Annotated in this window: 12 protein-coding genes and 1 pseudogene; all 13 read left to right on the top strand. The window is 33.2% G+C overall.

Features of this window, described 5'->3' with window-relative positions:
• Nucleotides 1-75 precede the first annotated feature (75 nt).
• Entirely contained in the window at nt 76-1,092 is a 1,017-nt protein-coding gene (locus BMY66_RS10365) for an acyltransferase (RefSeq protein WP_090395103.1), read from the top strand.
• A 181-nt stretch (nt 1,093-1,273) separates the two neighbouring features.
• Nucleotides 1,274-2,239 carry a glycosyltransferase gene (locus BMY66_RS10360; protein ID WP_090395102.1) on the top strand — a complete coding sequence of 322 codons (966 nt, stop codon included), beginning with the start codon at nt 1,274-1,276 and terminating at the stop codon, nt 2,237-2,239.
• A gap of 444 nt (nt 2,240-2,683) precedes the next feature.
• A pseudogene (locus BMY66_RS10355) lies at nt 2,684-2,905 on the top strand (inositol monophosphatase family protein); the annotation flags it as partial.
• A 375-nt stretch (nt 2,906-3,280) separates the two neighbouring features.
• The gene (locus BMY66_RS10350) at nt 3,281-4,726 is read left to right on the top strand and encodes a glycosyltransferase family 4 protein (RefSeq protein WP_090395100.1); all 1,446 of its coding nucleotides are present in this window, start codon (nt 3,281-3,283) and stop codon (nt 4,724-4,726) included.
• A gap of 236 nt (nt 4,727-4,962) precedes the next feature.
• The gene (locus BMY66_RS10345) at nt 4,963-5,871 is read left to right on the top strand and encodes an NAD-dependent epimerase/dehydratase family protein (RefSeq protein WP_090395099.1); all 909 of its coding nucleotides are present in this window, start codon (nt 4,963-4,965) and stop codon (nt 5,869-5,871) included.
• Between the two features lie 17 nt (nt 5,872-5,888).
• Nucleotides 5,889-8,243 carry a glycosyltransferase gene (locus tag BMY66_RS10340; protein ID WP_177175649.1) on the top strand — a complete coding sequence of 785 codons (2,355 nt, stop codon included), beginning with the start codon at nt 5,889-5,891 and terminating at the stop codon, nt 8,241-8,243.
• 34 nt (nt 8,244-8,277) lie between these two features.
• Entirely contained in the window at nt 8,278-10,323 is a 2,046-nt protein-coding gene (locus BMY66_RS10335; RefSeq protein WP_090395097.1) for a glycosyltransferase family 2 protein, read from the top strand.
• 11 nt (nt 10,324-10,334) lie between these two features.
• Nucleotides 10,335-11,726 carry a glycosyltransferase family 4 protein gene (locus tag BMY66_RS10330; RefSeq protein WP_090395096.1) on the top strand — a complete coding sequence of 464 codons (1,392 nt, stop codon included), beginning with the start codon at nt 10,335-10,337 and terminating at the stop codon, nt 11,724-11,726.
• Nucleotides 11,727-11,754: 28 nt separating this feature from the next.
• Nucleotides 11,755-13,833, top strand: coding sequence for an adenylyltransferase/cytidyltransferase family protein (locus tag BMY66_RS10325; RefSeq protein WP_090395095.1), 2,079 nt, complete (start codon nt 11,755-11,757; stop codon nt 13,831-13,833).
• 6 nt (nt 13,834-13,839) lie between these two features.
• Nucleotides 13,840-15,114, top strand: a complete 1,275-nt coding sequence (locus BMY66_RS10320) for an ABC transporter permease (protein ID WP_090395094.1) — start codon at nt 13,840-13,842, stop codon at nt 15,112-15,114.
• A 64-nt stretch (nt 15,115-15,178) separates the two neighbouring features.
• The gene (locus BMY66_RS10315; RefSeq protein ID WP_242942709.1) at nt 15,179-15,847 is read left to right on the top strand and encodes an ABC transporter ATP-binding protein; all 669 of its coding nucleotides are present in this window, start codon (nt 15,179-15,181) and stop codon (nt 15,845-15,847) included.
• 743 nt (nt 15,848-16,590) lie between these two features.
• Entirely contained in the window at nt 16,591-18,504 is a 1,914-nt protein-coding gene (locus tag BMY66_RS10310; RefSeq protein ID WP_090395092.1) for a LicD family protein, read from the top strand.
• A 5-nt stretch (nt 18,505-18,509) separates the two neighbouring features.
• Nucleotides 18,510-20,453 carry a LicD family protein gene (locus tag BMY66_RS10305; RefSeq protein ID WP_090395091.1) on the top strand — a complete coding sequence of 648 codons (1,944 nt, stop codon included), beginning with the start codon at nt 18,510-18,512 and terminating at the stop codon, nt 20,451-20,453.
• The last annotated feature ends 2 nt before the right edge of the window (nt 20,454-20,455 follow it).

Here is a 20,455-nt window from a genome sequence, read left to right as displayed (position 1 = left end):
ATGCATTGAATGATATATTAAAATGAAAGGAAAGTGTGATTTTTTGCTTATAAATAGTCATACAAAATAGAAAGGATGAAACAGAGAAGTTATGAATTAGATCTATTAAGAGTATTAGCCATTATTATGGTTTTATATAATCATAGACCATCATTTACATGGTATGAAAATGTTCCGGTATATAGTTTTAGATATTGTATATTGGTTATTTTGTCCCTAATATCACGTTGCGGTCCAGTTGTATTTTTTATGATTTCTGGAATATTGCTATTGGGAAAAAACGAATCTATTTTTGATATTATAAAGAAAAGATTGCTTAGAATGATAATTGTAATGATAGGATTAGCTCTATATGCAACTTGGATTTGGGGAACAGATGATAACTTTTTTATTATTTTATTTACAAGATTAAATTGGTATTTATACGCATATTGCGCATATTTGATTATGCTTCCCTTGATAAGGAGAATGTGCATTGGCTTAAGCGTTCAAGAAATAAAATATTTTATAATAGTCGCGTTTTTTTTCTATTTTGTTGATGGATTATTAGGACTACACGGATTATATAATAATATATCAATGTATTCTATACTATTTACAGCGAATTGGGCAAGTAATTGTTGGCATGTGTTGTTCCCTGTTTTAGGATTTGTATTGATAGATTTGTATAAAAGAGAACGGAAAAATGTTATTATATTTTGTTTGTTTGTTTGTTTTATTAATATAATCACCACAATTGTTGAAGTGGGAATCGATATAACGAACAATTATCAAAATGTAGAAATGATACTTCAGCGTAATGTATTTGGAGTTTCCTGTGGTGTAATAGTTTTGGTTTATGAATTACTACATTACTTTGAGATGAATAAGATTGTAAAGAAACTAATTGCAGAAATTAGCGGATGCACATTTGGTATATTCCTTATTGAAACACATACTTCATGTTCTGCAATTATTTTTGAAAAGGTGCAGTCTGTTGTTTGTTATAACAATTATGTAATTAGTGTCATATCAATTATATTTGAACTAATAATATATTTTATCCTCATATATATTCTAAGATTGATACCTTTCGTTAGAAAAATAATATAATTTATAAAATACTGAGTATATAAATTGTGTATAGTTACAAAGTGTTGTTCTAATTTTAGAATCAAGAAAAGTGTCTGGTTTTAATGATTGAAAATAAATCATAATTACTATAAAAGACATATTCGAAGAGATGACAAGATACTTTGGGGGACTAAAAATATAATGCCCGGAGGATTATTTGATGGAAAATAACATCCCTTTATTATCTATTATTATTCCTGTTTACAATACTGCTTCAACTTTGCGACGTTGTTTTGAAAGTGTATGTAAACAAACATACAAGAATTTAGAGATAATTCTAATAGATGATGGTTCGACCGATGGAGCGGACAAAATAGTAGATCAGTATGCTAAGAAGGATGTAAGAATTAAAACAGTTCATCAGCAAAATGCCGGTGAGAGTGTGGCAAGAAATATAGGATTACGTCAGGTTACAGGCGAATACTTCACTTTTGTGGACTGCGATGATTGGCTAGAACTAGATATGTATGAAAAAATGATGTTAGTTGCTGTTCAGGATGATGTGGATATAGTGGCTTGCTCTTGGTATAAGGATTATGATGAGAATTCGGAAGAAATAACTAACAAAGGTAAAGTAACTACTGAGATTTTTAATCGTGAGCAATTACTTATGTATATTTATCAACGCGATCAATATCGTGGCTTTACTTATATGTGGAACAAAATTTACAGAAGATCGTTGATGTATGATGAGAAAGGTGAAATCATTGACTTCCCAGAGAACTTGGCAATAGGTGGCGATGTCGTATATCTTGCTCGGATGGCCCTTAATGCTTGCTCTGCAAAATATATTAATAGGGCGTATTATCATTATTATCAGCGTATGGATTCGGGATGTCATTCGAATAACCTAAAAAAGAGATTGGATTGGATACAGTCATATTGTATCGTTATTAGTTATATAAAGGAGCACAATATTGAAACGGCCGCAGTACCATGGCTAGAGCGCTTTTTAGCATATCATGCGAGTAATGTCGCCGAATTGGCATTTAAGCAGAATGATCAAGAGGTTTTAGAAAAATGCCATCATTATATGCGTAAATATCAGTCGGTATATGAGCAGACGAACCAAGAATATCCGGAAAGAATAGAGCGTTTTAGGATAATATTGGGATATATGTTATAAATTGTTTGTTAATGGCTATGCGAGAGGTTCAAGTAATAAGAAATGTAAAATATTTTTTATGTTCAAGTGATTGAAAAAATGTTAATTGTACTATTTGAATATACATCTGAGGGTGCGGACGTTTTCTTGGATTAATTGCTTGGTCTAGGAATTTGTCCGCCTCTCTTTTGAGCATTTTAATTTTGAAGTTTACAGATGGAATACAGAATTAGAAATTGCCAAGAAATGTCGCGCTAAAGCTGGTAAGGCAATCGTGGGTATATATGAGTGTGAAGAAAGCCTACATGTAGAGAAAAAAAGGATGATTGTACAGCGTAAACAGATGTGGATAAAGAATCTAATGTCATAATAGAATGGCATTGCATTCTACATTTTCGTGATATGCTATATTGTTTGAGGAAAGAAAACGATAGCAGCGAATGATTTCGTAATGATTATTGTTTTGTTGAGGATACTTTAGATGAATCGAAGGAATTCATTAGAAGTAATGGGCCGTTTATAGTGATTATTGCATTGGCATATCAACATTGGACAGTTATGAGTGTGATATATGTCCCGGTAACAGGCAGAATGTACTATGCGAGTCAGGGTGATGGCGCATATTGGCACGATAATGATGGCTATACAGTAAAGAATTATGTGTCGGAATGTATGGAGGATATTTAATTAGTAGTTAGTATGTCACATTGGTGCAGGGAACTAGAAGAATTAAATGAATGCCATGGTATCACAAATAGTGTTCGAATTGGAAGCTCACTGAAAGGATACTAGGCCGCTAATGACTATGTAGAAGCATATTCTTGTCATAACTCCAAAATGGAATAGGATACTGCTTATATGCAATGAATTGTGGAAGAAGCAGGTGGTATATTTCCATAAGATGGATGATATTGAAATGTGTTATAATCTAGAAGGCTCACTGCATGCTAATGGATTCTATGAGTGTAATGGGTATAAGTTGAATAGTATTGTATGTAAAGAAAAAAGCTTTTCTACGGTTTTTGACTTGCGTGTATTGTGATTTGTAATAGCTATTATAAAATGTTTGAAAATAGCTGTATTAAGATGGTTTATAGAGGGATAAAGGTAACTAAAATGCGAGTAGTAGTTTTTGGTGTAGGTGGTTTTTATAGAAAAAGGAAAACGGTATTTGATGGGGTAGATGTTGTTTGTTATCTAGATAATAATTATGCTGGTGATGCATTGGCTGAATTAAATGTTTTGGCACCAGAGTTTATATGTGAGTATAAGTATGATGTGGTTGTTATTATGACAGATCGTTTCCTAGATGAAATAACAAAACAATTATTACAATTAGGGTGTCCAAAGGAGAAAATTCTATCATACAATGAATTCGTATCTCTTATGCAACAAATGGGAGAAAAACAGTGTTGCATGAAGATATACTATGGGGCAGATAATCAGCAAAATGGTAGCGGAAAGAAGGTGTTACTAGTATCACATGATCTTTCATTAACAGGGGCGCCAATTGTTTTGTTTTATGCTGCGGTTAATATGAAAAAGATGGGATATGATGTTTTTGTTTTGTCCGCATTTGACGGGAAATTGCGCGAAAGGTATACAAAACAGGGAATCACTGTTTTTATAGATGATTCAATTATCGTTGGGAATATATGGCTCAATCGATTTTTAGAATATTTTGATTGTTGCATGGTAAATACAGTTACACTACACCGATTAGTAGAATGTTTAGATAGTTTGTCTATTCCCACAATTTGGTGGCTTCATGAAGGTGAGGATATATATAATGTGGAGAAAATTGATGCAAGAGAGAAAAATGCGTTTAGGAATATAAGTGTATATGGGGTAGGGCGCGTTGCCTGCAATACGTATAGACATTACTATCATGGAAATTGTAAGTCTTTGTTATATGGCATTCCAAACGAAGAATCAAATAGAATGATAATTAAGGACGGAAAGGTACGCCTAGCCATGGTTGGGGCTATTCAAAAGCGAAAGGGACAAGATATTTTACTTGATGCATTGAGCTATATTTCTCCAGAGGAAAGGAGAAGTATGGAAGTATATATAGTAGGTTCTACCTTAGTTGAACGTAATTATGCAGACATGATAAAAAAAAGGGCTGAAGATTTTTCAGAAGTAATTATGTTAGATGAAATGAATCATCATGATATTAATGATATTTATGAAAAAATTGACATTCTAGTTTGTACGTCAAGGGAGGATCCGATGCCAGTTGTGATTACTGAAGCATTTTCGAAGGGAATTCCTTGTATTGTATCAACCCAAACAGGTTCCTCTGAATATATTACTGATGGTGTAAATGGCTTTTTAGTTGAACCTAATCCGAGATTGGTTGCCAATAAGATTACTGCTATTATGAAAATGGATAAAGAAGAAATAGAAAAAATTGGCAAAAAAGGATACGAAATATATAGAGATAAGTTCTCTTTGCCTGTATTTTATAGTAATTTGAATGTTGCACTGTGTAATCTCTTAGATTAAATGCGAATTATAATTACTTTTTAGTGGTAAAAAAGTGACATAGAAAGATTCAAAGATATGGGATATAATAGGACAATAGCCTTGTTGCCGCCTCAATTGCATATATTGTAAATAGATGCGTTAGTGTTTTTCTAGAACGCATATAGATGAACATAGTATCTTAGTACTATATAGATTGTTTTTTGCGCGGTGGCACGGAAACAGTTATTGATAATTTAGTTAAAAGGATGGAATAAATGAGAGTATTAATTTTAGGTGGAAGTGGTTTTATAGGACAAAATCTTGTGGAATATCTTGCAACAACTGAAAAGGTTTTGAGCTTTGATTTAAAGAATCCTAGAGTATTAATTCCGAATGTAGAATATATACAAGGAGATTTTTTTGATTATAATACGCTGGAAATGGTTGTCCAAAAAGCAGATGTAATTATACATGGTATAAGTTTACTTTCGCCAACAAATTCTAGTGAAAGGTATTTATTGGGTTATAAAGAAGAACTTTTCCAGAGTGTTCTACTGTGTGAGCTAGTGAATAAATATAACAAAAAAATGATTTTTTTATCATCAGGAGGTACGGTGTATGGTGATGCTTATGATAAACCTATCAAAGAATGTTCAATAACGTCACCAATTAATCATTATGGAAATTTAAAGCTATGTATTGAAAATATAATTCGCACTTTTGTGATGCAGAATGGTTTACAAGCCTATATCGCTAGAATTTCAAATCCATATGGACTCGGTCAGGATTATACCAGTGGGGTTGGATTTATAGATGCAGTTGTGAGAAATGGGATAAAAGGAAATGTAATTACAGTTTGGGGCGATGGAGAAAATATACGTGACTATATTCATATAAGCGATGTTTGTGGTATGTTGCGCTCATTATGCTATTATGAAGGCGACGAAACGGTTTTTAATATTAGTTCTGGGATAGGTAGTTCGCAGAATAAAATCATCGCATATGCAAGTCAGTATTTAGGTGCACTTTCTGTACAATATGTAGAAAAACGATCTGTTGATGTTAAGTACTCTGTTCTAGATAATAACAAGATTAAGTCGATATACCAGAAAACACTTGTTGATGTTCGTGATGGAATTGGGATACACATAGATGAAGTGAAGGCTTTATTGGGAAATAAATAATAAGGATGGATTATAAGATGAAAGTATTAGTTTTTGGCACAGGGCGTTTCTATCAGAATAGGAAGACGGAGGCCTGTTTTAAAAAAACGGAAATAATTGGTTTTGTTGACAACGATCAAGAGAAACAGAATATACTTTTTGAAGGCCTTAAAGTATATTCTCCAGAATGCATTGACAAACTACAATTCGATTATATTGTTCTTATGCTTAAGGATGTAAGCGATGTTTATAAACAATTAAGAGAGCTATTTGTAGCGGAAGATAAGATTCTTTCTTATGCTGATTTTTGCCGAATTACAGATTTAGATGTGAAGGAAGCAACTGGAAATAATGATGAATTATTATCGAGTGGACTTAAAGTAAGTGTAATTATTCCTAATTACAATTATTCTCATTATCTTCCACAGCGAATATATGAAATTGCATGTCAGACACATAAACCAAGCGAAATTCTGTTCTTGGATGATTGTTCAACGGATGATAGTTTAAAGGTTGCTGAAAATGAGCTACAGAAGTATGACGTCCCATATCGTATTATTCCGAATGCAAAGAATGCTGGATGTTTTTCACAGTGGCTAAAAGGTATTAGATTATCAAAAAATGAGTTAGTTTGGATTGCTGAAGCTGATGATATGTGTGAATTGTCGTTCTTAGAAACAAGCATACCGGCCTTTTTGGATGAAGAGGTTTCTTTGTCGTACGTGCAGTCAGAAGTAATTGATGAGAATGGTATACACAGTGGTTTCATTTATACGGATTATACAAAGCAGTTGGATGAAATAAAATGGACTAAAGATTATGTTAATGATGGCAAGCATGAAATACTTTCTTATTTAGCAATTATGAATACCATTCCGAATGCAAGCGGTGTCGTATTTAGAAAAAGTGCATTTGATGGCATAGATGAATTCTTGCCAAAATATAAGATGTGTGGTGATTGGTTCGCGTATATATATGCACTAGGGACAGGAAAAATAGCTTTTTCAGCCAAGGTACAGAATTATCACCGTCGGCATAGTATGAGCATTATAAATCGAGAAGAGCGCAATATAGACTTTATCCTTGAACAGTTAGATATAAAAGAGTATTTGGCAACAAAATATATCATTCCTGAGAGAATAAGAGATGTTTTTGTACAACATGTTCTTGACGAATATGAGCGCCTTTATGGTGAAAGTTGGCAAAGTAATGAAACTGTGGCAAAAAAAGCTGGGGAAGTGTTGGAACAGACAAAAAAATGTATATCTCAGTTTACGTTTGCTCAAAATGTACCAAGAAAAAGAATTTTGTTTGTAATTCCTGATTTTGAAATGGGCGGTGGACAGACACTTATTATTCGATTGGCCAATTATATGTGTAGATATCATCAGGTGTTTTTATATAATGCTCGTCCTTATTTAGCTGAAAAACGGATTGAGAAGATGATTATGCCTGGTGTCACAGTTTTGGAAAGTGAAGGGACTCCAGAAAACTTGGCTTACTTTATAAAGAAACATGATATTGATATTGTAAATAGTCATATTTGGTGGGCAGATAAAATAACATATAAAGCATTATCGTTATTGCCATTTAATCATGTGAAATATTTATTATGTATGCATGGTTGCTATGAAATGCTTATTAACAATCTTGATGTGGATTGTGAGTTTGAATGTTTATACAAATTAATACTAAAGAGAGCAGACAATATTATTATAGGTTCAGAAAAAAATCGTGAAATTTTCAACCATGTTTACATTGATGAAAGCAAGATTTCACGAGTATATTACGGATATGAATTGCAAAACGTGCCTCAAAAGAAAATGAATGAATTGACTACAACTAAAGAACCATTTGTTGTAGGACTTGTTGCAAGAGGAATAAGAGAAAAAGGCTTTGAAGAGGCAATAATAGCGACAATTAGCGTTAAAGAAATTATACCTGAACTAGAGCTAGTGCTGGTGGGAAATGGTCCGTTTATTGATGAGCTAAAAGCTAAGTATGCTGCAAATGAGTTTGTTCACTTTATTGATGATTTAAAGAAACCTTCTGAATGGATTGGATGGGTTAAAAATTTTGAAATAGGGTTGCTACCTACATATTTTGCTTCTGAGACTTTGCCTAATACTATTATTGAGTATTTGGCATATGGGGTTCCGGTAATTTCTACTGATATAGGAGATATTAAGAATATGATTATTTCAGAAAAAAAAGCCGGCGTGTTACTAGAATTAAAGAATGGCAAACCAGATGTTAGAGAATTGGCAGACGCTATAAAATCAATGTATTTTGATAAAGAAAAGTATGCAGAGTATAAGGCGAATACTAAACTATTATTTGAACAGTTTAAAATGGAGCGCTTTGTAGAAGCATATTATCATAAAATGATATAAGTATAATTTTTGTAAGGAATCAATAGGAAAAGAGATGGATAAAAAGTTAGTATCAGTAATAATTCCAACTTATAATCGTGCAAATACTATTATACGTTCTATTAATAGTATACTTAACCAAACGTATGATTGCTTTGAAGTGATTGTCGTTGATGATGGATCATCGGATGATACGGAAGATAGAGTAAGAATGATTAATGATAGCCGTGTGCGTTATATTAAGCTACCTAAAAATAACGGTGTATCATATGCAAGAAATATTGGTATAAAGGAATCTCGTGGAGAATATATTGCATTTAATGATAGTGACGATTCATGGAAAAAACTGAAGCTTGAGACTCAGCTTAAACTTTTTGATGTTAATCCTGAATATGGGATGGTTTTTTCTCAGATGCTGTTCCATGATACGGAACAAGTATATCCTGTTGAAGAAAAATTTAATCATAATTGCTTTTTTGATACATTATTATCTACTAACAAAGTAGGTACGCCCACTATGGTGATTAAGAAATCGGTTTTAGATGAGGTGGGTGGATTTGAAGAACAGCTCTGTACGAAGGAGGATTGGGAATTGGCGCTTAGAATAGCGCATAGATTTAAAGTGGGATATGTGGCAGAACCTCTTATTGATGTTTTTCCGTCAGTAGATGGAGTAAATAAAGTTAGTGGCGAGAAAAGAATTGCAGCAGAACTGTTTGTGATTCAAAAGTATTGGAGTCTAGTTGATGATAAGAGCGTGTTTCATAGCATTGAACTGAGAATTAATTCAGAACTAGCTTCTATAAAAGAAAGGGCTCATGTAATGAGCATGATAAAAGAATTGCCCGATGGGGCAAAAGAAATGGTAACTGATTTGGTATTGACAGTTTTAATCCCTGTTTATAATGCTGAAAAACATTTGAGAGAGTGCTTAGATAGTGCATGTAGTATTGCTATATCTCGAATGGAGATTATTTGTATAAATGATGGTTCTACGGATTCATCATTAGAAATAATACGTGAGTATGCATGTAAAGATTCAAGATTTCTAGTTTTAGACAAAAAGAATACAGGATATGGCGATAGTTTGAATCAAGGTATAGAGAGAGCACGAGGAAAGTATATATTAATCCTAGAGAGTGACGACATTCTTGTTGATGGTTCCGTTGAGCGTCTTTTTAGTGTTGCAGAAAAGAATAGTTTAGAGGTAATCAAGGGAAATTATTATCTTTATTATTCGAAAACGAACACTAAGGAGTACTGTGAGAATTTTAGAGGGCATCGATATAACGAGATACTAGAACCGAATGATACAATGTTTTTTACAGCCCCTTCGTTATGGGCTGGATTATATCGAAGGGATTTTCTTTTTTCAAATAATATATCTTTTCTTCCAACAAAAGGTGCTGCATATCAAGATACTTCTTTTGCGTTTAAAGTATGGGCATGTGCTAAAAGGGTGATGCTGGTAAATATTCCAATTGTAATGTATAGGCAGGATTATGAGAATTCATCTAGTAATATTAATTCAAATATTTTTGCAATATGTGGTGAGTTCCAGGAAATCCGTAAATTCTTGTTTGAAAGAGGATTTGAATATTTTCTTCCAGTATATGAAAAAGCAAAGTATATTAGTTATAAATGGAATTTCCAGAGAATTAATTATTCAAGTAAGATAAAGTTTATTTTTAGAGTGCACGAGGAATTTTTGGAAGAGTGTATCAATGGTTGGCTTCAAAAACAATATTGGGCAGATGAAGAATGGATTGATATACACAAGGTTATATTTGATTTACAAGGTTATTGCCATAGTATAGAAATGAATCATTCTGTTACACAGATGTGGTCGGCTACTGATCTACCGAGGTATAGGTATTTAAATGGTATTGAAGATATATGTGTGTGTGGAGATAAGTTAGATACAACAAAAAAAATCTTTGAGGAAAATGAGATATCTATCTTAAGTTATTTAACAACTTTAGATGATCTTGAACAGATAACTAAGGATACATTAGTACTTATATCTGCATCGGAAGAATTAAAAATAGTTATAGAAAATTATCTTGAAGAGAAAGGGTTTTATAACTATTTGGTAATCTAGGGAGATTTGATATGAAGGTTATAGTATTTGGAATAGGGAAATATTTCCAAAATAATAAAAAGAGATTTTGTAATGTAGAAATTGTTGCATTTGCTGATAATAATAGCAATAAGCACGGAACAGTTTATGAAGGGGTGAAGGTGATAAGCCCCGTAGATATTCAGAAATATAATTATGATTTTGTGGTTGTAATGAGCACATTGTATTCTGTTACAATGACAAAGCAACTTATGAATCTTGGAATTGAGTCTGATAAGATAATAGGATTCGAGGAGTTTATTAATAAGGCGCCTGTTTATATAGAAGGCATTACAAGTTTTTTTTATACTACACGTAAAAGGAATAAATCAAATGGAAAGAAAGTAGTTGCATTATCACATGAACTTACGTTAACGGGAGCGCCAATTGTTTTCTATTATGCTTTGAAGATATTGCATGAACAAGGATTTGAAGTATGTGTATATGCTCCAATCGATGGGCCTCTGAGGGAAAAGTATTTAGATGCTGGTATTTCTGTTGCTATTGATTCATCCATTGTTGATAGTAACGATTTTTTAATTCGAACTTTTGAATCCTATGATTACCTTTTTGTTAATACATTAGTATTTGGTAAGATTGTTGAAAAAATGCATTTATCAGATATAGAAATAATTTGGTGGATACATGAGAGTAGTGCAGTTTATGATTTAGCATATTCTGCTATACCTAATTATGTTGGAGAGAATACGAGAGTCTTTTGCGTTGGTAATTGGGCTAAAAAACAATTTCTTTCACATACCCAGAATATCGAGTGTAGTGAATTACTCTATGGTATTCCAAATGAAATTGAAAAATTGGCAGATAGGTATGTTTTACACGATAATAGAATTATTTTTGCTAATGTAGGCGTTGTTCAAGAACGTAAAGGGCAAGAAAACTTTGTAGAAGCAATTAGTAGAATGAATCCAGAATTGAGAGAGGCGGCTGAGTTTTGGATCATTGGTGACTGTAAGCTATATCCAGATTATGTAGAGAAAAGTAAAAGAATTGCAAATAAGTATTCAAATATCAAGTGGATTGATACAGTGGCACAAGAGGAACTGTTCGAATTATACAAAAAAATAGATGTTCTTGTATGTTCATCGTTAGATGACCCTATGCCAGTAGTAGTGACCGAAGCTATGATGAATTATCGTCCATGTATTGTATCTACACATACCGGAACAGCAGATTTGATTACAGACAATGTAGATGGTTTTGTATGTAATCCCAATGTTGAATCTTTGTGTGAAAAAATGGAATACATTATTACGAATAAAACGGTACTTTTAGACGTAGCAAAAAAAGGATATCTTGTTTACAAAAATAATTTTAGTCTAAATATTTTCAAGCATAATATATTAAAAATTTTTAATGCGGAGTAATGGGATAGTTTTAGGATAGGATAAGAATATGTTAGATTATCAGGAAAAAATGGGGCAAGGAATAGTTTGCTGGTACAAATTTAAACAGAATGCAAACATATTGTTTATTAATGCTCCGAGTAGTATTGAGGATTTCTTTTGCGAGTGTGACCATCAGAAAAAATATGACTATGTAATTTATTATGGTGGGTTAAGTTGTAATGAATATAAAAGTACGTTTTGCTCAATAAAATCTAAATTGAGCAGTGATGGAAGAGTAATTTTTATATTTAATAATGATTTGGGGGTGCGATACTTCTGTGGACAAAAAAAGGAAGGATACAATTATAGCCACGAAGAATTTGCATCACTTCTTGAAGAACTAGGGTTGAATTCGTTTAAATTTTATTCTGTTTTTCCAAACTATCAGCGACCACAACTTATTTTTTCTGAGAATTATGCGTTGACTGAGAACATGAGAAATCGATATATTCCTTGGTATGATTCCGTTGTAGATATTTATGAGGATGAGAGTCTTCTGTGTGAAAAAATGAGTAAGAATGGAGTGATTCATCAATTTGCAAACTCATTTTTTGTAGAATGTAGTGTAAACGGAGAGCATTCTGATATTGAAATGGCAACTCTAGCTTTGGATAGAGGATTAGAACGGTCGACAATTACAATTATTCATTCAGACTATGTGGAAAAAAAGGCGTATTATGAGTGTGGAATAAGTAATATCTATGGCCTTCGGGATAATCTTGAATATCTTAAGCAGAGAGGACTAGCTGTTGTTGACGCAAAAATTGAAGGTGGAAAACTTATAATGCCACATATGCAATACAAACTCGCGAATGTGTATCTACAAGGGCTATTACTTAGTGACTCGGAGGCTTTTCTTAGGGCTTTTGATGAGTATTATAACGCAATATTAAAGTCGTCAATTATTGAACGGCAGGGGGAATTGGGACCTATTTTAGAAAAAGGATTCTTAGATTTGGTGCCGCTAAATAGTTTTTGGGATGGTCATAGATATGTTTTCTTTGATCAGGAATATGTGGAAGAGAGTGTGCCAGCACTTATGATGCTACTTCGCTCAATAATGATTGTTTATGATGCTGTAGATGAAGAACAAGTACTGGTAAAAAGAGAAGAACTGTTTAAAAGATATGAAATGTTAGATTTGCTTGATGATCTATATAGTTTAGAGCGCGACTTTGTACTTGGAATAAGAGATAATCAAAATGTTATTGAAATGGATGAAAAACATCAGATTTTCTCAAGTGAAGTATTAAAAAATCGACAACGTATTTTTGATGATTGCTATAGAACACAGCTATTTGAAACATTAATGCAGGACTGTTTTGAATTTGATTCCAAAGAAGTTGTATATTTGTGGGGGACTGGTGTATGGGCTGATAAATTCATGGCATTTTATGGGAATGAATATCAGATTCAAGCGGTATTTGATAATAATACAGAGAATGTGGGACAAGTATTTCACGGAGTTCCGATTATTTGTTCTGCAGAGTTGAATAAACTACCTAACAACGTGAGAATAATTGTTTGCACTAAAAGCTATGTTGATATTGTCCCTCAACTCTTACATTTAGGAAAAAACAATATTGGAATATATGATGCGCATAGGATTTATAATGGAAGGCAGAATGTAAAGATTGAAAAGAGCGCATTTGGAAAAAGAAAATATCATGTGGGATATGTTTCAGGTGTGTTTGATTTGTACCATATCGGACATATTAATATGTTTAGACGTGCAAAGGAATACTGTGACTATTTGATTGTTGCTGTGGCAACTGATGAGTATGTGAGAAATCAAAAAAAGAGAGAACCATTTATTCCGTTAGATGAGCGTGTCGAGTGTGTAAAATCATGTAAATATGTGGATGAGGTTTTTGTTACACCGTATGAGTATGGTGGAATAATCGAAGCGTTTCAGAAGTTTCATTTTGATGTTCAGTTCTGTGGAAGTGATTATGAGAATAACACATGGTGGCTTCAGCAAAAGGAATGGCTCGAGGCACATGGGGCTCACTTAGAGTTTTTATCGTATACTACTCAAACGAGCTCTACTAAAATAAAACAACTGATTGAAAGGAAGTTATTGTAATTAGAAATGAAAAAGAGTGTATTTCATATTTCTAAATGGATTATTAGTGCGTGTTTTATCCTCTTTGTGGCTGTTTGTGCATTATTTCCGGTGAAGAATCAACCGGTCACATTAGTTGTAGATACAGGTGTAGAGGTTAGTGAATTGACGGTTTCTGTGGAAGACCTTTCTAAAATTGATAGCCTTACTATGATTATGCCAGGAATAGGAGAAAAAAGTGTTCGAGAAGTGCGATTCCATCGTGGACTGAAGTCGATTTCAGTTGATAAGATTTCTTCGGGTGAATTGGAGATTTATATGGAAGTGCAGGATAATCAGATAATATTTAATTCTGCTGTCGTGGAAAAAATGCAGAAGTTATCTAAAACAGCTTTGCTTGAACGATTATTCACAGCTGAGTGTGGGTTATGTGTTGCTTTATTTTTGTGGATAATACTAAATGCACTTGAAGAAAAGTTTGATGAAAGTGGTTTGGATAATCATGGCCCAATTAATGAAATCACGCGGTTCTTTAAGGATATAAGAATATATAAGGAATATATTTTATTTGCTGCAAAATCTGATTTAAATGCAGAAGTTGCAAATTCATATTTGAATAGGCTTTGGTGGATTCTAGAACCATTCTTTAACATGTTAGTCTACGTGGTTGTTTTTGGAAAAGTAATGGGTAACTCTATTCAGAATTATGCAACTTTTATTTTTTCTGCACTCTTAATGTGGAATTATTTCAATCATATTATTAATTACAGCGTAAAATGCGTAAGATTTAATAGAGACATAGTAACAAAGATCTATGTCCCAAAGTATGTTTTACTGCTGACCAATATGGTACTAAATTTTATCAAGCTACTTTTTTCGTGCGTAGTATTAGTAGTTATGCTACTGATTTTTAAAGTTCATATAGGAATCGAGATTCTTTATTGTATTCCAGCGTATGTATTGATGCTAATTCTCTCATTTGGTGTTGGAATGGTTCTTTTGCATTTTGGAGTTTTTGTAGATGATTTGAGCTATGCGGTAAGTATTCTTTTGCAAATGGCAATGTTTTTGACAGGTATCTTTTTTGATGTTGTCACAGCATTAACTGCTCCATTAAACAGTGTCATGCTTTGCTTAAATCCGTGTACAGTTTTTATTGATAGTATGAGGAATGCGCTTCTGTATCGGACAATTTCCAATGTACCATTAGTATGCGTGTGGATTGTGTTAGCATTAATGATAAGTTACATTGGTATACATATTGTATTTAAACACGAGAATAGCTATGTAAAGGTGATTTAATATGAGTAATAAAATTGCGTTAACATGTAATCATGTGAGTATTGATTATAGAGATATTTCGCATATGTCGCTAGCGAAAAGTATTCGAAGAGGTGGTGTGCCTCGAAGTACGATTGTTCGCGCAGTTAATGATGTTTCATTTGAGGTAAAACAAGGTGAAATCGTTGGAATTGTAGGTAGAAATGGTTCTGGGAAAACCACATTACTTAGATCAATTGCGGGTATTTTCCAACCTGATGAAGGGAATATTGATACGCATGGAAACAGGGTATCATTAATGGCAATTGGGATTGGATTCAATGGAAACAATACAGGTAGAGAAAATATATTAAAGTCAGGTATGTTACTTGGTTGCTCTTATGATTATGTTAAAGAACGCATGGATGAGATTATTGAATTCTCTGAGCTTGGAGACTTTATAGACCGACCAGTTAGAACTTACTCTTCAGGTATGTATTCGAAATTATCATTTTCAGTAACAGCAATTCTTGATACTGATATTATGCTAGTTGATGAGGTGCTATCTGTTGGTGATGAGCATTTTAGACAAAAATCATTTGCAAAAATGGAAGAATTGATGTGTTCAGATAGAACAGTTTTAATCGTTTCTCACGCTACGAATACTTTAGATAAGTTCTGTGATAGAGTTCTATGGATAAATGACGGACAGTTTATGAAGATTGGACCAACAAGTGAAGTCCTTGAGGAGTACAATTTAAGTCAGCAATTGTAGTTTGCATGAAAGATTTTTATTTTCAAACACGCAAAAGGTATTGTAAATAATAAAACTGGAATACAATAAAGTTAGTAGATTCAATTTGATTGGGGAAAATCTAGGAAGTCAGGTTATTGCCATCTAGTTTTAAATGATTTTTTTATGTTAATAGGAGTCAAATGACCTAACGAAGAATGTGGTTACTTTGGGTTGTATCTATATACAAAATAAAAAAGATATAAGTCTTTTACAGGGGTGGAGCCTTGACAACCGAGTTTTTATTTTCATTTTTCATTTGCTTAATATACGTTCATAGCAAGGGTTAACATAAGGAGAACCTTTAGTTTTAAGATAACAAGCTTGTTAAGATGCGCTCGGACAGAATATAATCGTTGCCAGAGTGAGGGGAGGGTAATCGCTTCTTTTAGATCACATTTTCTGTTTCAAGTTGAGCGTTAAGCTGATGAAGTATAGAAATCTGTTTAGTAGCTAGTATTTGGTCATAATCATTCTCGATGGTAGAGTATTACGTAATCCAAAGAAACAAAGTTTGTAGGCCTACGCAGTATTCTATATAAAGAGCAGCTTGAGTTTTGTCGTTAGGATTAAAATCAAATAAATTTTTATGAATTCTTTGTTATAACGAGTATAAGTGTACATATGAACACCTCCTTTTTATGTATGATTTAATAGAACACATTAAATCTATTCGTATTAACTTTTATAGGTATCACCAAAATGATTGAATGAGGAGACAATAATTGAAAATACCACAACAAAACATAACATTAATAAATGTTATAAAAACAAATAAAGGCGAGTATTACGACGACTATTTAAGATATGATTCCAGAGAAAGATTTTTCTGGAATCTTTCTTGCGTTAGAAGGAATTCTTTAGATTGGTATTTCTTTATTGATGATAGTAAAGTATTGGTTTTAGGAGATGACTTTGGGGCTATTATCGGTGCAGTCTGCGATAAGGCTAATAAAGTTGATGTATTAGTAGATGCTGGTGAGTATGCAGAGGCTATTAAATTCCGCTATTCTCAAAGAAATAATTTGAATGTCTATACCTATGGTGTAAACGATTTTAGCCAGCTGACTTCATATAACTGCGTAATAGTATATCTTGAAGACAATTGGGATTATGACTGGAATAATTCTTATGAAGTAGATAATTTGTTAAAAATTGCTAATGCGCATCTATCTAAAGAGGCAAAACTTATTGTTATGGCTCGAGGAGACAAGGCATATGATTTAAAGCGTATACTATATAAAAATGGCTTTGTATATCAAAACAGTATTGACCCATTGGGAACAGGCTATTTATTCATCGAATCAAGTCGGAATTCATTTGAACCTCAAAACATTTTGCCAGTACAGATTGAATCAAATCGTAACAAGCTTGTCGATAGCGAATGGGTTAAGAATAACTGGCTACCACTTGGTGGTGGAGAAGTATTTGATCAGGATATCGCTTTAATCGACAATGTGAAAAAGGTAGAGATAGATTTACTGTCTGAGTTGTTATGTTTTTGTAAGGAGCATTCGCTTAGGGTATATCCAATTTATGGTACACTACTCGGAATCATGAGAGACGGAGGGATGATTCCAGGAGATGATGACGTGGATGTTGCTATGCCTAGAGAAGACTTTGATAAGCTTGCAGCATTAAGAGCTGAGTTTTCTGGGGATTATTTTTTACAGACACCATATAACGACAATTGTTTTTATGGTGGATATTTAAAACTTCGCAATAAATCAACTACTGCAATTCATCCTCAAAATGAGTTTGTAGATGTCTGTGAAGGTATTGGAATAGATATTTTTCCGTTGGACAATGTTTTTGCTAATAGTTTTAAGGAAAAATGTAAGAAAAGAATAATTAGATTTCTGCAAAGGCTGTTGTTTGCTAAATCATATGGATATTTCAGGCAGTTCCGAGATATGCCAATGTTGAAATGGAAATCCTATAAATATGTTGGAAAGCTGTTCGATAAGAAAAAGCTTGTAGATTTACTTTATGCAAAAATGAATGAAGGGCAAAAGGAATCTGGCAAGTATGCTATATATTGCCACTATAATGGTAGGTTAGATATAGCTAAATATTTCAATAAAAAGGATTTCAAAAAGACATTCAGTCTTAATTATGAGGGGCAATTATTAGATGTTCCTGCAGGTTGGAACAACGTTTTGATAAGTACTTATGGCGAAGGCTACCTTGAGAAACCTGGCTTCAACGAATGGAAACAACGCCATGGGTTTTATGATGTTAATGTCCCATACCAAGTATATAAAAAGCGATTTGGAGGGCTAAAATATCCATCTACTATTTCAGAACCAATTATTCTATTCGGAGATGGTAGTGTGTTTAAAGGTTGTCTAGAGTATTATCAGTCGCGAGTAAACATTATATACCTTGTGCAATTGCCAGGTGAATCAAAAATGGAATCTGTAATGGGAATGAAAGTATACTCTTGGGATGAATTTGAAGAATTAAAAGTACCTAGAGAATCATATAGAGCTATTATTTGCTCGGGTGATTCTAGACGAGCTGAATCCATTCTTAAAGATAATGGTTTTGAAGATTATTACATTTTTTGGTACAACAGACAATGGATGTTGTACGCAAATCAGTCTGCTATTTGGGCTGAGATTGAAAGGAGTAAATAATTACAATGTCGCAATTATTTAATATATTTGAAGATAGTGATAATAGAAACATAGTATTATTTGGAACGGGGAGGTATGCTTCGTATTATATGGAAGTATACGGAAAGTATCGTAAACCAATTTTTATGGTTGATAATAATTCCGGTAAGTGGGGCAATAGTTATTTTGGATGCGAGATTAAGAACCCACAAGTGTTATCAAAAATAAATATAGATAGAGTTAGAATTATTATCGCTGTCAAGGACTATGAAGCTATATTACAACAACTGAAAGAAATCGGTATAGCTGAGGAATTCATTAGAGTATTAAGAGTTGATCAACCAGTTCAGAAACTATACGAGATGGGATATGCCATGGCAATAATGGATGATAAAGGTGATGAGCAGCTAGAATATATAAGGAACTTTGCAAGAGTTTGTAAACGATTTGTTATAGGAATTCCAAATGATTTAATTATGGGACGCTTATATACAGAGGCTAGAGGATATAATTCGAATATATTAACAGATTCTTTATTATCTAGAGAGTGGATAGATGATGTAGTTACTTTGGACTATTCGCATTTACGATATCCAGAGATGCATAAAGAGTTACAATTTGATGCTTGTCTATATGGCTCAACTTATGGAAAAGAATTTGAGTCTGATAAGAAGTACTGTATGGAGCAAGGAGTAGAGTTTATAAGTGCTATTCCTGATAGGCGCTTAGGCAAAGTGCCTGGTGACCCATTAGAACTTGGAATAGATAACATTCATACTACAACAAAGAAAATAGTTATATATGGAACTGGATTATATGCTCAGAAGTTTTTGCAAGAGTATCCAGATTGCCCTGTAGCATATGCTATCGATAGTAATCCAGATTTGTGGGGAAATACATTTGGTGATTTAATAGTGTATTCTCCAGTGAAACTTAGGGATGAAGTTATAGATAATACGGTTGTTATCATATGTGCAAAAGATTACGATAACATTATTTCTACTATACATGAATATGGTGATTTCCATTATTTAACTATGGTATATCGTCAGGAAATAGCGCTTCTAGAAAACTTTGGAGTTGTTGAGCATGATGAGCAAGATTATATTGTAAAGGCTCACAATATTCTTTATAAGCTAGTAGAGGAGTTTAAGTCTGTTTGTGATGAATATGGGCTCCATTACTACATTATTTGTGGGTCATTAATAGGTGTGTTGCGCCATCAGGATATGGTCCCATGGGATGATGATATCGATATTGCTATGCCTCGCGCAGACTATAATAAGTTGAAAAAGATTGCCAAGAAACGTTGGGATAATGATACATTCAAATTCCTAGATTATAAAGATTATGGCGGAGGTGCGTTTTTAGATTGTATGCCTAGACTATTCTATCTTAAATCCAAGTTACCAACAAAGGTCTTCAAAAAGGTACAAGGAAAAGCGACTGCAGATGTTGCGGATAGAATGTTCTTAGATATATATGTAATGGACAATGCTCATCCAAATCCCAAGGTACATTCATTCTGCATGGGATGTATGAAGGGAATATATAATCTTTGTATGGGACATAGAGGTGTTAAGGATTATAGTGAATACGAAGGATATGTCTCTAAAGGTATACTGATGCTTATGAAGACATTGCATGCTATAGGAAGCATTTTGCCACTTCAGTTTTTAATATGGATGTACGAATGCTTTAGTCAAAGTGCTAACTGGAACAAGAAGTGTGATTCATATTTTATGAACTCTTGTGCAATTACATGTATTGAACGAACCTTTAAAAAGGAATTCTTTGAAGAAGGTGGACATGGTATGCTTCACGGAATTGATGTTAAGATACCAAAAGATCCAGATGGATTATTTACTGCAATGCACTATGGTGGACTTGCATCTATAATGAATTATCCACCTTATTCTATAAGAAAGCCTTCTCATTATTTCAATTGTGATATTGAGATATGGAGATAGAC

The organism is Pseudobutyrivibrio sp. C4, assembly GCF_900111635.1.
GTDB lineage: Bacteria > Bacillota > Clostridia > Lachnospirales > Lachnospiraceae > Pseudobutyrivibrio > Pseudobutyrivibrio ruminis.
This window is presented reverse-complemented; position numbering and strand designations above follow the sequence as displayed.